Raw genomic sequence first — 14,479 nt, 5'->3', positions numbered from 1 at the left:
TCGGACCCCGCCCCCCAGGAGGTCGAGAGTTGAGTCACAAACGCATACCCAAGCGCAAGGCCGCGATCGCGGCAGGAAGCGTGGCGGCGCTCGGAGCGGCGGCACTCGTGCTGCCCAACGCCATGGCGTCCCAGACGGACCAGGCGGACGCCGCTCCCCGCACGTTCAAGGCGGCCGACGCCTCGGACGTGGCGGCGAGGCTCGCCTCCCGGCTCGGCGACGCCTTCGCCGGCTCGTACTACGACGCCGGCAGGCAGCAGATCATCATCAACGTCGTCGGTGACGACAGCCAGGTCGTCAACGAGATCCGGAAGGCCGGTGCCGTCCCGAACCAGGTGGACAACAGCACCGCCACCCTGAAGGCCGCCGCCAGAACGCTGCGGACGGACGCGACGATCCCCGGCACCGCCTGGTCCGTCGACCCGAAGACCAACGAGATCCGGGTCACCGCCGACAGCACCGTCACCGGCGCCCGGTGGAACCAGCTCACGTCGACCGTCAAGTCGCTCGGCTCCGACGTCGCGACCGTCAAGCGTTCCTCCGGCACGTTCAAGACGTTCGTGGAGGGCGGCGACGCCATCTTCGGGGGCGGCGCCCGCTGCTCCCTGGGCTTCAACGTCACGGCGGGCGACGGCAGTCCGGCGTTCCTGACGGCCGGTCACTGCGGCGTCGCCGCCGCCGAGTGGTCGGACGCGCAGGACGGCGCACCGATCGCCACCGTCGACCAGGCCACCTTCCCCGGCGCGGGTGACTTCGCCCTGGTGAAGTACGACGACCCGAACACCGAGGCGGCCAGTGCCGTCGACGTCGGCGACGGGCAGACGGTGGAGATCACCCAGGCCGCCGAGGCGACCGTGGGCCAGCAGGTCCTGCGCATGGGCAGCACCACGGGCCTGAACGACGGCAACGTGACGGGCCTCGACGCCACCGTGAACTACCCGGAGGGCACGGTCACCGGCCTCATCCAGACCGACGTCTGCGCCGAACCCGGCGACAGCGGCGGCTCCCTGTTCACCCAGGACGGCAGCGCGATCGGCCTGACCTCGGGCGGCAGCGGCGACTGCACCAACGGCGGGGAGACCTTCTTCCAGCCCGTCACCACCGCGCTGGAGGCGGTCGGCGCCACCCTGGGTGCCGGCGGCGCGGGCGCCGGGGCGGGCGACGAGGCCGGCGACCAGGCCGGCGGAGACGGCCAGGCGGGTGCCGGTGACGAAGGAGCCGGCGGCGCCGGGGACGAGCAGGCCGGAGGCGGTGCCGAGGACGAGCAGGCCGGAGGCGGCGAGGCGGTCGATCCGTCGGCCCCGGCGGACGGCGCGGCCGACGACGGCTCCGGCGCGGCCGACGACGGGTCGGGGGAGGCCGTCGAGGGCCACTGACCCCGGTCCGCCGCGACCGGTGATCCACGGGTGAGGACAGCGCCCGGATCACCGGCCCGGCCCCACAGGACCGCCGTACCGGGCGCAAAAGCGGTTCGTCCGGGCGGTGGAACGGTCCGGCTCTCCGGCGGGAGGGCCGGACCGCTCCGTGTCCGGCCCCGGGTCAGCCGCGGGCCCGCAGCAGGAGCAGCGCGACGTCGTCCGGCCGTTCCGGCGACGTCTCGGGGCGCCTGACCAGGGTGTCGGCCAGCATGTCCAGCGGCTGGCCGCCCAGCTCGGCCAGCCGCCCGGCGAGCTCGGCCAGGGCGTCCTCGATGTCCACACCGGGGGCCTCGACGAGACCGTCGGTGCAGAGGGCGAGCACGGAACCGGGGGCGAACTCCACCTCGGTCGTCGGGTACGCGGCCGAGGCGTCGATCCCCAGCAGCGGGCCGCCGGGCAGGTCGAGGACGCGGACCCGGCCGTCCGGTGTGCGCAGCAGCGGGGGAGGGTGCCCGGCCCGCGCCAGCACCGCCCGTCCGCGTGCCGGGTCGAGACGCAGGTACAGGCAGCTGGCGAACAGCTCGGTGCCCAGGTCGATCAGCAGCCGGTTGGTGCTGCGCATGACCTCGCCCGGCGCCTGCCCGACGGTCGTGTACGCCCGTACGGCGGTCCGGATCTGCCCCATCAGGCCGGCCGCCGTCACGTTGTGCCCCTGGACGTCGCCGATGACCGCGGCGGCCTGCCTGCCGGTGGGCACCAGGTCGTAGAAGTCGCCGCCGATGTCCATGCCGAGGGTGGCGGGCAGATAGCGCGCCGCGGCCTCGATCCCGGGCAGGGACGGCAGGGAGTGCGGGAGCAGGGCGGCCTGCAGGCCGTGGGCCAGCTGGTGCTTGGCGTCGTACAGGAGGGCCCGCTCCAGGGCCTGGGCGACGAGCCCGCCGAGGCTGCTGAGCACGGCCCGCTCGTCGGCGGGGAAGGCGTGCGGCTCCGGGTAGGCCAGCACGCACGTGCCGACCGGCCGCCCGGAGGCGACGAGCGGCAGGTACGCCCACGCGGCCATGCCGTCGGGCGTCGCGTTCCGGGAGGGGTAGATGTGCTCCAGCTGCCTGCGCGACTCGAAGAAGGCGGGCACACCACTGCTCAGTACCCGGGTGCCCGGGGTCTGCGCGGTGAGCGGGAGCCCGTCGAAACGTTCCACCACCCGCGGGTCGGTGTACCCGTGCTGCCCGAGCACGTGCATCCGCCCGCCCCGCGTCCCGAGGACGACCAGCGCCTTGCTGCCGACGGCGGGCGCGACCTCCTCGGCGACCAGCTGGACCACGTCCTGCACGCTCACCGCCTCGGTGAGGGCGCTGGCCAGGCTGAGGATGTGGGAGATGGTCACCAGGCGGGGGTTGGTGTCCGTGCGCCGGGGCTGCGCGCGGTTCATCTCGGTCACCGCGCGGGCCTTGGCGATACGGACACTGAGCCCGTCGGTGCTCGGGTACAGCCGGAACGACAGCCATTCGCCGGGCGGGCGCAGCGCCACGAACGACGTCACGTGCTGACTCATCAGCGCCGCCCGGTAGCGGTCCTCGTACACCGGGTCGTTGAGCCAGGGCACGGACGCCCACGGCTGCGTGCCCACCAGGTCGTCGACGGACACTCCCAGCAGCTCGGCCGTGGCCCGGTTGGCGAAGCTGACCCGTCCGTGCAGGTCCAGCGCGCACAGCCCGTAGGGCAGCCGCTCCACCAGGCGCGCCGCCTCCACGGTGCCGAGGCGGCCGGTCAGCGCGGTCGCCGGGGTGGGCAGATCGGGTTCCGGCGCCAGGGGTCGCTTCTGCTTCACCGCGCGTTCCAGGCGCAGCGCCAGCCGGTCGCCGGCCGCGACGAGGTGGGACCGCTCGCGGTCGGACAGCTCCTGCGGATGCGTGCTCGGCCAGGTCACGAACATCGCGCCGTAGGCGGTGTGCCCGGTCGCCACCGGGACGGCGGCCAGCGCGAAGGGGTAGGGCAGGACCACCGCGATACGGGGATAGCAGCGGGCCATCTCCTCCTCGCCGCCGACCCAGATCAGTCGCCGTCGCCGCAGCGCCTCGGCGACGGGGATCGGGGCGTTGAGCCCGACCCGCTCCCAGGGCGCGGCGAAGGCCCGGGGCATCCCGGCCATGACGGCCATCTCCAGGACCGGTTCATCGGGCGCCAGCAGGTACACGGCACCCGCATGCGCCCCGACGTCGTCCATGATCGTGGCGAGGGTGAGGGAGAGCAGCGGTTTGCCGACCGGTGCCCGCGGGGCGGCCGGTGCCTGACCGGACGCCTGCCAGTCGGACACGCCGACCACCTCCTCGCATGGCCGCGACGGGTCCCAGGGTCAAGGCTCTCGCGCGCGGCCGTTTCGCGCACGGCGAGAAGCGCGGTGCCCGGGCGCAGGGACACCGGCGGTCCTCTCCCGCCCCGCCTCGCACGCGTGGCGGAACCGACCTCTTCGTACAGAAGTCCCCGCACGGCAGTACGAAGACGAAGCGGTCCCGGGGCGCAATCCCTCCCCGCGGCGGAGTCCGGCCGCCGTCCCGGAGCCCGGGAACCGTCCCAGGGGCTGCGCGCGCGTCCGGGAAGCGCTGTAATGACGGACGTGGTCAGTGAGGGCGCCGCAGGACGCAGAACGAGATCGTCGCGTGCCGAGCTTGCCCTCAAGACGCTCACCGCGGACCTCGGCTCCCGCGAACGGCTGCGGCGCATTCTCGAACAGGCGCTCGTCTTCGCGGGCGCCGCCCTGGCCGCCGTGTACGCGCCGGGCGAGGGCGGCGACGAACTGTGCCTGGTCGAGTCCGCCGGGCTGCCGAGGACCCTGTACGGGCTGCGCGACAGCTACCCCCTGGCCGGCACCGCGCCCGCGGCCGACGTGCACCGCTCGGGCCGGCCGCGCTGGCTGACCCCGGAGGACCTCGCCCGCTGCGCCGACGCCCGGCGGCTGCCCTCCCACGAGTTCTCCCTGGCCGTCCTGCCCCTGAGCGGCGGCGGCTGCCTGGCCGCGGTCAGCGAGAACGACCGCGGCTTCGACGCCGAGGACCGCGAGTGCCTGACGCTGATCGCCGACGCCGCCACCTTCCCGGCGCTCACCCCGGGCGGCCCCGGCGACCTGCCCGCCAGCTCCTTCAGCCTCGCCATGGACAGCGGCCGGGTCGAGATCGACGACGAGATGCTGGAACTGTTCGGCATCGCGCGCGAGGACTTCGACGGCAACATCGAGACCCTGCTCTCCCTCACCGTCCCCGAGGACCTGCCCACACTGATGTCGGTGGTCGAGCCGGACCACATGTCCATCGGCGACCGGGAGCTGGAGTTCCGCATCCTCCAGCCGTCCGGAGTCCCCCGGTGGCTGCGGCTGCGCGCACGGCTCCTGCCCGGCGGCGACGGCCGGCCCGCACGCCTGGTGGGCACGGTCGCCGACGCCTCGGACCTGCGCTCCGGCGTCAACGACGTGGCCCGCGTCCAGCGGCTCGCCGCCGCGCTCGCCACCGCCGGCACGGTCCGCGACGTCGGCCAGGCCGTCGTCACCGCCCTGCGCAAGCCGCTGCGGGCCGACCGGATCGCCCTCGCCGAACTGGAGGGGGACCGCCTCGTCGTCACCGTCCTGGACCCGCCGCAGCCGGAGGCGTGGCCCGAGCTGTGGCGCACGGAGTGGCGCTCGGAGTGGCCGGACGCGCCCGTGCGCGCCATGCCGACCCTCGCGGCGGCCCTGCGCGAGGGCCGCGCCGGGATCTGGCCCGCCGGCACCGACCTGGAGCCCGCCCTCGCCGACGTCGGGCCCGGCGGACTCGCCGTGCTGCCGCTGGCCGCCGGCGGACGCATGGGCGGCGCCTGCCTCATCGGCTGGGACGCGCCGCACGACTTCGGGCCCGACGAACGCGCCCTGCTCACCGCCGCCGCGGGCCTGGCCGGGCAGGCCCTCATGCGCGCCCACGCCTTCGACGCCGAGCACGAGCTCGTCGGCATGCTCCAGCGCACCCTGCTGCCACGCCGGCTCCCCAAGCTGCCGGGCGCGGTCGCCGTCGCCCGCTATCTGCCCACCACGGCCGGACTGGAGGTCGGCGGCGACTGGTACGACGTGATCCCGCTGCCCGACAACCACGTCGCCCTCGTCATCGGCGACGTCCAGGGACACAACGCCGGCGCCGCCACCCTGATGGGCCAGATGCGCACCGCCCTGCGCGCGTACGCCGTCGAAGGACACCCACCGGATGTCGTCGTCTCCCTCGCCAACCGCCTCCTCACGGACATGGAGACCGACCTCTTCGCCACCTGCTGCTACGTCGACGTCGACATGGAGGAGGGGGCCGCCTGGTTCGTCCGCGCCGGACACCTGCCGCCGGTGCTGCGCCACCCCGACGGCCGTACGGAGATCGCCGAGTCCGAGGGCGGCCCGCCGCTCGGCGTCGTCCGGCAGGCCGACTTCCCCATGAGCCCCCTGCGCCTCCAGCCCGGCACGCTGGTGGCCCTGACCACGGACGGCCTCGTGGAGTCCGCGGAGCTCGACATCGAGGACGGCCTCGACCGGCTCGCCGCCGGCCTCGCCGCGTCCGACCCCGCCCACCTCGGACTCGTCGCCGACGTCCTGCTCGCCGACGCCAACCGCAGCGACGACGTGGCCCTGCTCCTGCTGCGCTACGACGGCATGGCACTGCGCCCGCTGCGGGAGAGCTGGACCGTCTGGCGGGTCCCCGAAGCCGTCCGGCACGCCCGGCGCTTCACCCGGCGCGCCCTGCGCGCGTGGCACGTCGGCGTCGACGCGGACGCCGTGCTCCTCGTCGTCTCCGAACTCGTCACCAACGCCCTCGTCCACACCGACGGCCCGGTGCGGCTCGACCTGACGCTCCTCGGCAACCGGCTGCGGATCGCCGTCGCCGACAGCTCCCCGCGCACCCCGGTCAAACCGACCAGCATCGGCTGGGAGGCCACCGGGGGCCGCGGCATCCTCCTGGTCGACGCCATGTCGGCGTCCTGGGGGACCGTGCCGGTCAGCGGCGGCAAGCAGGTGTGGAGCGAGCTGGTCCTGGAGTGAGCGGCGCCGCCCCCGGGATGGCACCCTGAGCGGGTGCGTCTGCTGCTGATGTCCGACACCCACCTGCCCAAGCGCGCCAAGGAACTCCCCGCGCCGCTGCTGGCCGAACTCCCGCTCGCCGACGTGGTGATCCACGCGGGCGACTGGGTGGACACCGCCACCCTCGACCTGCTGGAGGCCCGGTCGAGGGCTCTGATCGGTGTGTACGGCAACAACGACGGCCCCGGCCTGCGCGCCCGCCTCCCCGAGGTCGCCCGTGCCGAACTGGGCGGCCTGCGCTTCGGAGTCGTCCACGAGACCGGTGCCGCCCAGGGACGCGAACGACGCTGCGCCGAGCGCTTCCCCGAACTGGACGTCCTCGTCTTCGGCCACAGCCACATCCCCTGGGACACGACGGCGGAGACCGGGCTGCGCCTGCTCAACCCGGGCTCCCCCACCGACCGCCGCCGCCAGCCGCACTGCACGTACATGACCGCGCAAGTGGCCGACGGTGGCCTGACGGACGTCGTCCTGCACCGGCTGCCGCCGCGGGTGTGACGGTCCCGGCGCCCGCCCTCGGGGCGAACGCCGGGACCGTCGCGGGCCCCCTATCCCTGGTCCGCCACGAAGGACGCCATCCAGGCCAGCGCCGCGTTCCAGTTGACGGCGGTCTCGTTCGTCGACCAGGACTGGATGTCGTCGATGTAGCAGAACTGGCCGACGCAGCCGGTGAGTTTGCTCTGCGCGTAGGGGTCCTGGATGCTCGAATTGGGGCCGCCGGCGAGAGTGCCCTTCGGCGGGCCGGGCAGGTTCGGGTCGAGTTCGTGCGCGTACCAGCGGCTGTGCTGGTTGTGCGCGGCGACCTCGCCGTAGCCCGTCACGTACGACTGGTTCAGCGCGTTGCGGCCGAGGATGTAGTCCATGCTCTGCACCGCGCCGTCGCGGTACCGGCTCCGTCCGGTGAGGTCGTACGCCGTGGCGACGACGACCGCGTTGTTCAGCACCTGGCTGCTGGAGCCCCAGTCGTAGGCGTTGCCCGCGGGCGCGTACGGCATGCCGTACGGCTGCGCGGCGAGCGTGGCAAGGTAGGTGTCGGCCGCCTTGACGACGGACCGCCTGACCTTGTCGCGGCCCGGCAGCCGGTTCGGGACGGTCGCGAGGTCGAGCCGGGCGGGCGCCGCCGTCCTCGACCAGTCGAAACCGGTGGGCCCGAAGACGTCGGCCGTGTGCAGCGGTGAGCCGAGGACGTGATCCGCGAACTCCTCGTCGCCGGTGGTGAGATACAGCTCGGCGGCGGCCCAGTAGAACTCGTCCCGCGCGTCGGAGTCGTAGTACGCCCCGCCGCCCGTCCCGTCGGTCTCCGAGGGGTAGGTGTCCGGGTGCGCGAGGGCGGCCCTCCAGGCGGTCCTGGCGGCCTTGAGCGCCTCGGCCGCGAAGGCCCGGTCGTGGGGCCGGTAGAGGCGGGCGGCCTGCGCGGCCGTGGCGGCGAGGTTCAGCGTGGCCTGGGTGGTGGGCCGGTGCAGTTCACGCTTCTGCGGGTCCTGGCTCGGCAGCAGCGGCAGCCCGGTCCACTGCTCGTCGTGGATCTTGCTGTGCGCCATGCCCGCGAGCGGCCGGCCGGCGGGGACCTGCATCTTCAGCAGGAACTCCAGCTCCCAGCGCGCCTCGTCGAGGACGTCCGGCACCTTGTTGCCGCTCTCCGGGATGTCCAGCGTGCCGTCGCCGAGCCTGCCCGGGCTGCCCGTCCGGGCCGTGAGGGAGCGTTCGTACGTGCTCAGCAGTTCCCAGGTGGCGATGCCGCCGTTGATGACGTACTTGCCGTGGTCGCCCGCGTCGTACCAGCCGCCGGTGACGTCGAGCGTGTAGTCGCAGAGCCCGGGCTGGCACGGCACGTGCCCGTCGCCCTGGTTCGGCGCGACGTCGACGTGCCCGGCCGGACGCGCGTATCCGGGGCGCAGCGAGCCGAGGATCTCGATGCCGCTGCGCTGCGTGTAGTAGTACTTCAGGGCGTCGGCCCGCAGGTCCTCGTAGGCGGCGGTGCCGATGTCGAAGGGCCGGCTGGTCTGCCCGTCGGCGACGAGGGTGAGGCCCTTGCCGCGCTTGCGGTAGGAACCGAAGTCGATCGACTGCACGTTCTGGCCGGAGGACACGTCGGTGCCGCGCGGCACGGTCAGGCCCCGGGCCACCGCCTCGCCGGCGGCGTTCCTCAGCTGCCAGGGCATCGGCTCGGTGGACGTGGTGACCAGCGTGGCGTTCTTCGGGCCCGCCGGCAGGTAGGCGACCTGGTTGACCCGCACCCGCGGCCCCGTGTCGGGCTCGTAGACCTCGGGCGGCACACCGCCGAGCAGCGACACGTCGTCCATGCAGAAGCGCCACGGGTCGGCGCCCCCGCCGAGCTGGAAGCCCACCTGCCCCTGGGCGGTGTCGACCGGCGAGGTGAACGTGTAGGTGTACGTGTCGCCGCTGACACTCACCGCCGGACTCGCCTCGAAGTAGGTGTCGTACGGCGCCACGGCCAGGCCCACCAGGGCGCGCGGGGCGTGTCCCTCGGGCACACCGGAGGCGGTGAAGCTGAACCGGTAGGACTCGCCCTTCACGAGCGTGATGTCGTTCTGCCCGACCGCCGCGTCCCAGCGGTTGGCGGTGCCACCGGGCACGTCCGCGCACAACTGCCCCGCGGACAGCTCCGCCGTGACGTTGCTCGTGGTCCACCAGGGAGCGCTGGAGTCGTCGAAGGTGCCGTTCTTCACCTGCTCGATCTCGTCGGCCGCGGCCGGTCCGGCGGGCACGGTGACGAGCGCCGCCGCGACCAGGGCCGTCGCGGTGAGGAACGTGGTTCTGCGTCGTTTCACGTCCGGGCTCCTTGGGGGAGTGGGAGGTGCGGGATGCCGGCGCCCGCGGCCGGACCCACGGGGCACAGGTCGGGCCCGCGGACGCCCGTGTCGGGCCGAACGGGCGTGGGAGCGCTCCCAATTGCCGTTGCGGGGACTGTAGGGGCGCGGGGGAGTGTCGGACAAGACGGGTGACATGAGTTCGCCGTCACGGGGCACCGGCGCGCACTAATTCGGTGGTCGCCGCGTGGCCCCTCTGGAGGTGCTGACGGGGGCGCGGCGGGGTCAGGGCGTGCGGGGATGGGGCAACAAGCCGCCCGGGCAGCCATTCAGACGCTCCGTCAGACAGAAAAGTCGCGGTCGCTCACGGACCGGCCGCCCGGGGCAGTCGCAACACCGCACGGGGGAGCGCCTGTTCAGGACGTTCCGCGGCGCGGCGGCGGCGCGGGCGGTCCCGTAGCTGTGAAAGGCCGTTCGAGGGGTAGGCGGTGGGCGAGCCGAATACCGTCCGGGAGACGGGTCGGCCACGAGTCTGCCGCCGGTATCGCCGTTGGAGGGGGTCATGGACCAAGCACGCGGACAGCGACGGCCCGCCGGGAGGTCTCCCGGGCACCGAACGAGCACACGCGTCGCCGTGTTGGCGGTGACCGGGTCCCTCGCCCTCACGGCCTGCAGCGGGTCGTCGGACGACGGCGACGGCAAGCAGGGGGCGGCGTCGCACCGGATACGCGTCGCCCCCGCCGCCGACGCCTCGTCCGTGCCGGTCGACAAGAAGGTGACGGTACGCGCGGGCAGCGGGAAGCTCACCTCCGTGAAGGTGACCGCCCCCGGGCCCGGCGCCCTCGACGGCGCGTACTCCGGGGACCGGGACTCCTGGACCTCCGGCGCCGAACTGGCCCCCGGCGTCACCTACACGGTGGAGGCCAGGGCGACGGCGTCCGACGGGCGGAAGATCACCGAACGCCGCACCTTCACCACCGCCGAGCCCCCGAAGTCGCGGACCTTCGTCGGCGAGTACAACGTCGAGCAGGGGTCGACCGTCGGCACCGCCCTGCCGGTGTCGATCGTCTTCAACAAGCCCATCAGCGACAAGGCGGCCGTCGAACGCCGTCTGAAGGTCACCTCGTCCCCCGCCGCGGAGGGCGCGTGGAGCTGGATGAAGGACCGCAACGGCAAGGACCGGATCGACTACCGCCCCCGGGAGTACTGGAAGCCGGGCACCCGGGTCACCCTGCGCATGAACCTCGACGGGGTCGGCGCAGGCGGAGGGCTCTACGGCACCCAGACCCGGAAGATCGGCTTCACCGTCGGCAAGGCCGTCGTCAGCACCGTCGACGTGGCGAAGAAGACGATGACCGTCACCGAGAACGGGAGGAAGCTGCGGACCCTGCCCGTGTCCACCGGCAAGAAGGGATTCGAGACCTGGGACGGCACGATGGTGGTGCTGAGCAAGGTCCCCTCCATCCGGATGGACTCGTCCACCGTCGGCATATTCGGCCGTGAGGCGTACGACCTCGGCAAGGTCAAGTGGGACGTGCAGCTCACCACTTCGGGCACCTACGCCCACGCGGCGCCGTGGAACGAGGGCAAGTTCGGGCGGGTCAACGGCAGTCACGGCTGCATCGGCATGAGCACCGAGGACGCCAAGTGGTTCTTCCAGCACGTCGACTACGGCGACCCGGTCACCGTCCTCAACTCCACGGACACCGTGCCCCTCAACAACGGCTACGGGGACTGGAACGTGGACTGGGCGAAGTGGCGGGCGGGCAGCGCCCTGCGGTGACACCCTCGCGCCGTCCGGAGCGGGGAACGGCGCGGCTCCGGGCACCGGAACCGGTGCCCAGGGCGCGTCCGCGGACGGCGCGCGCTCCCGTCCGTGGCGGTTCTCGCACCGCGTCCTGTCGTCCTGCGGCCGTCAATAGGATCTAATGGGCAGCCGCACGCGAGGCGGACAGATACCGGACGGCATCGTCCGACAGTTCCGTCTCCGATCCGTGCGACCCTCAACTCCGGATGGTCTTGGATGCCCGCCTCGCCTCAGCACGACTCCGCACAGCCCGCGGAGAACCCGGCCGGAACGCCCGCTGCGCCGCAGCACCACGGTCTGTTCCTCCAGCCGTGCTACACCGTCGACCTGCCGCCGCTGGACGAGGAGGAAGAGGCGTCCTTCCCGCCTCCCTCGCGTCCCGCGAACAGGCAGCGCGGAGCGGTCCGCGGCCGCTGACCGCGCCACACCGGGGCGGGAGGCGCGTCCACCGGCCTACGCCGCCCCACTGGCTGTTGGCCGCAGGCCTGGCCACCGGGGCGGGAAGCCCGTCGACCGGCCTACGCCGTCCCACTGGTCGTCGGCCGCGGGGCCCGGCCACCGGCGGGAGGCCCGTCCACCGGCCTACCCTCCGGGGCCGCTGGCCGCGCGGCCCGGCCACCGGGCGTTCGCGCGCGACTGTCCGGCCCTCGGGCGACGCGTCCGGGCGACGCGTCCGGACGGCGCGACCGCTCGGAGCGTGACCAGTGGCCCGGCACGGCTCGCCCGGTGACCGCCCCGCCCGGGACCGGCAGTCCCGCCCACCGGCCGGCAGGCCGAGGAGGCCGGCTGTCCGTCCCCGCGGCTGTCCGTCCCCCGGCTTAAGCCCCCGGCCTCAAAAGCCGCTCACCGCCCCGCCGTGGGAACCGGCCACCGGTCGGCCATCAGTCGGCCATCGGGACGGCTCGACAACCGGTCGGCCGTCCGGGCGACTCGGCCAAGGGTCGGCCATTCGGGCGACCGTCCCCCAGCCGGCCGGGGGTCCGGCGCCCAGGGCGGCCCGGCGACCCCGCCGGGCTGCGCCGGTCTCGCTGCCGGGGCACTCTTGATCCCGTGGCAGAGACCCTGATCGTCGTGCACCGGCCCTCGTCCAGCGGTGGCAGGCGGGTGAGCGTGCGCCGGGACGGCCGGGACGTCGATCTCGGACTGGCCCACTCCGACCACGACCTGATCGTGTTCCTGGAGGCCGCCGGTCTGCTCGACCCGGACGAGATCCTGGACGACCCGGAGCGGGTGGAGTGGCGCGGCGGCCTCCCGCACGAGTGGGGCACCGCTTAGCCGGCCGCGGTGGCGCACGGTCACGCGACGGGCGCCACCGCGTCCGCGAGGAGGCCCCTGTCGTGGCTCCCTGGAGCCGGCCACAACGAGCGGTGCCCGGTTTGTGGTGTTACCAAGGAGTGGCACCCGGCCATTCGGGTCGGCGGCCCGGAGATCGGGAGCGACGATGGACGACTATCCCCTCCTCAACCTGTTCTGGACCATGCTCTGGTTCTTCCTGTGGATCATGTGGCTGTTCCTGCTGTTCAAGGTCATCTCTGACATCTTCCGCAGCCACGACCTCAGCGGCTGGGCCAAGGCCGGCTGGCTGGTCCTGGCGCTGGTGCTGCCCTACCTCGGCGTCCTGGTCTACGTGATCGCCCGGGGCAAGTCGATGAGCAAGCGCGACGTCGCGGAGGCTCAGGAGCGGGAGGCGGCCTTCAAGGCGTACGTCCGGGAAGCCGCGGCGGAAGGCGGCACCGGCGCGGGCGCCGGCACGGGCGGCGGCGCCGGCAAGGTCGACGAGCTCGCCAGGCTGGCGGCGCTCCGGGACAAGGGCACGCTGACGGACGAGGAGTTCCAGCGGGCGAAGACGAAGCTCCTGACCTAGGGACAGCGCCCCAGGACAACGCCGGGCCCTCTGTGGGCTTTGCGGAGCCCCTGGGAGCCAACGGCCCTCGGCCGGACGTCCGGGTCCCCGTCACGTGACGGGGACCCGGACGCGTACGTCTCGTGCTGTGACCGTCATCCGTGCGTCAGTGCCTCGTGCGCCGCCACGGTCGGCGGTCACCTGCGTTCCCGGCCGACGGAGGGGACGCTGATCCAGCGCCCTCGTTTCCCGGCCGGCGAAGGCGCCGGGCCGCATCGCGATGCCGTCGCCGGTCCGCCCGTCGCCGGTCCGTCGCCGGTCCGCCCGTGGCCGTCCGGCCGTCCCCCGGACGGGGCAGCTACGGACCATTCAGTGGGGGGCCGTGCCGGCCGGGCGGTTCGCGCCCGTGGTCGCGTCAGCGGCACCCCGCTCCCGGCCCATCGCAACGCGACGATCCCGGGGCGCCGGTCCGCTCAGCTGGAAGCCGTGCCGGCCGGGTGGATGGCGCCCGCGGTCGCCGTCAGCGGCACACCGCTCCCGCCCCACCGCAGCGCGACGATCTCCGCGGCGACGGACACCGCCACCTCCTCCGGCGTACGGGCTCCCAGGTCGAGCCCCACCGGCGACCGCAGCCGGGCCAGCTCCTCCGCGCCCAGGCCGGCCTCACGCAGGCGCGCCATCCGTTCGTCGTGGGTACGCCGGCTGCCCATCGCCCCGATGTACGCGGCCGGGCGGCGCAGCGCCTCCTCCAGCAACGGGACGTCGAACTTCGGGTCGTGCGTGAGGACGCAGATCACCGTGCGCTCGTCCGTCGTCGTCCCGGCGAGGTACACGTGCGGCCATTCGGCGACGACCTCGACGGCCGAGGGGAAGCGCCGGGGCGTGGCGAAGACCGGCCGGGCGTCGCACACCGTGACGCGGTAGCCGAGGAAGTCGCCGATGCGGGCGACGGCAGCCGCGTAGTCGATGGCGCCGAAGACCAGCATGCGTGGCGGTGGCGCGAACGAGTGCAGGAAGACGCCGACGGTGTCCTCGCGGCGCTCGCCGTGCGGCCCGTAGTGGCGGAGTTCGGAGGCGCCCTGGGCCAGTTCGCCCTGCGCGTCGGCGGTGACGGCGACGTCCAGTCCGCTCGTGCCCAGGGTGCCGGGGACGCCGTCGTCGGGACCGGGCTCCCCGGCCGGCCACACGGCGAGCGAGGCTCCGCGCCGGGCCGGCCCGGCGGTCACCGTCGCGAGTGTCACCGGCCGGCCCGCCGCCACGGACCGGGCGACGGCCCCGAAGGCGGGGTCGTCGCCCGGGGAGACGCGCCGCACCAGCACCGTGATCTCCCCGCCGCAGGTCAGCCCCACGGCGAAGGCGTCCTCGTCGCTGAACCCGAACGTCTCCAGCCGGGCCTCGCCGCCCTCCAGCACCTCGCGCGCCAGCTCGAATACCGCGCCCTCCACGCAGCCGCCGGACACGCTGCCCACGACCTCGTCACCGGGGCCGACCGCCATGGCGGCCCCCGGATCGCGCGGCGCGCTGCGGCTGACGGCGACGACGGTGGCCAGGCCGAAGGGCGAGCCGCGCGTGTACCAGCGGCTCAGCGCCGGGAGGATCTCACGCATCGCCCGCTCC

The 14,479-nt window shown here is 74.0% G+C and carries 10 protein-coding genes; 7 read left to right on the top strand and 3 right to left on the bottom strand.

The window, feature by feature from the left end; all coding sequences use genetic code 11:
- The first annotated feature begins 29 nt into the window (after positions 1-29).
- Complete coding sequence (locus ACWGIS_RS22600) at positions 30-1,376, top strand: S1 family peptidase (RefSeq protein ID WP_453364259.1); 1,347 nt, start codon at positions 30-32, stop codon at positions 1,374-1,376.
- Positions 1,377-1,539: 163 nt separating this feature from the next.
- On the opposite strand, the gene ACWGIS_RS22595 is transcribed toward ACWGIS_RS22600, so the two are convergent.
- Positions 1,540-3,681: a SpoIIE family protein phosphatase gene (locus ACWGIS_RS22595; protein ID WP_453364258.1), complete on the bottom strand. Its 2,142-nt coding sequence runs from the start codon at positions 3,679-3,681 to the stop codon at positions 1,540-1,542.
- A gap of 282 nt (positions 3,682-3,963) precedes the next feature.
- Here ACWGIS_RS22595 and ACWGIS_RS22590 point away from each other — a divergent pair, with 282 nt between their 5' ends.
- Complete coding sequence (locus ACWGIS_RS22590) at positions 3,964-6,402, top strand: SpoIIE family protein phosphatase (protein ID WP_453364257.1); 2,439 nt, start codon at positions 3,964-3,966, stop codon at positions 6,400-6,402.
- 33 nt (positions 6,403-6,435) lie between these two features.
- Entirely contained in the window at positions 6,436-6,939 is a 504-nt protein-coding gene (locus ACWGIS_RS22585; RefSeq protein WP_453364256.1) for a metallophosphoesterase family protein, read from the top strand.
- A gap of 50 nt (positions 6,940-6,989) precedes the next feature.
- Here the strand turns inward: ACWGIS_RS22585 and ACWGIS_RS22580 are convergent, their stop codons facing one another.
- Positions 6,990-9,233, bottom strand: a complete 2,244-nt coding sequence (locus tag ACWGIS_RS22580) for a glycoside hydrolase family 9 protein (protein WP_453364255.1) — start codon at positions 9,231-9,233, stop codon at positions 6,990-6,992.
- A 622-nt stretch (positions 9,234-9,855) separates the two neighbouring features.
- Here ACWGIS_RS22580 and ACWGIS_RS22575 point away from each other — a divergent pair.
- From ACWGIS_RS22575 to ACWGIS_RS22560, 4 genes are all read left to right on the top strand, one after another.
- On the top strand, positions 9,856-10,995 hold the full coding sequence (locus ACWGIS_RS22575; RefSeq protein WP_453364254.1) for an Ig-like domain-containing protein: 1,140 nt from the start codon (positions 9,856-9,858) through the stop codon (positions 10,993-10,995).
- Positions 10,996-11,235: 240 nt separating this feature from the next.
- The gene (locus ACWGIS_RS22570; protein WP_453364253.1) at positions 11,236-11,436 is read left to right on the top strand and encodes a hypothetical protein; all 201 of its coding nucleotides are present in this window, start codon (positions 11,236-11,238) and stop codon (positions 11,434-11,436) included.
- A 633-nt stretch (positions 11,437-12,069) separates the two neighbouring features.
- The gene (locus tag ACWGIS_RS22565) at positions 12,070-12,294 is read left to right on the top strand and encodes a hypothetical protein (RefSeq protein ID WP_453364252.1); all 225 of its coding nucleotides are present in this window, start codon (positions 12,070-12,072) and stop codon (positions 12,292-12,294) included.
- 166 nt (positions 12,295-12,460) lie between these two features.
- Positions 12,461-12,883, top strand: a complete 423-nt coding sequence (locus tag ACWGIS_RS22560) for an SHOCT domain-containing protein (RefSeq protein ID WP_453364251.1) — start codon at positions 12,461-12,463, stop codon at positions 12,881-12,883.
- A 452-nt stretch (positions 12,884-13,335) separates the two neighbouring features.
- Here ACWGIS_RS22560 and ACWGIS_RS22555 read toward each other — a convergent pair whose 3' ends face one another.
- Positions 13,336-14,469, bottom strand: a complete 1,134-nt coding sequence (locus ACWGIS_RS22555; RefSeq protein ID WP_453364250.1) for an XdhC family protein — start codon at positions 14,467-14,469, stop codon at positions 13,336-13,338.
- Positions 14,470-14,479 lie beyond the last annotated feature (10 nt).

Source organism: Streptomyces sp. NPDC054842 (assembly GCF_053611025.1).
This window is presented reverse-complemented; position numbering and strand designations above follow the sequence as displayed.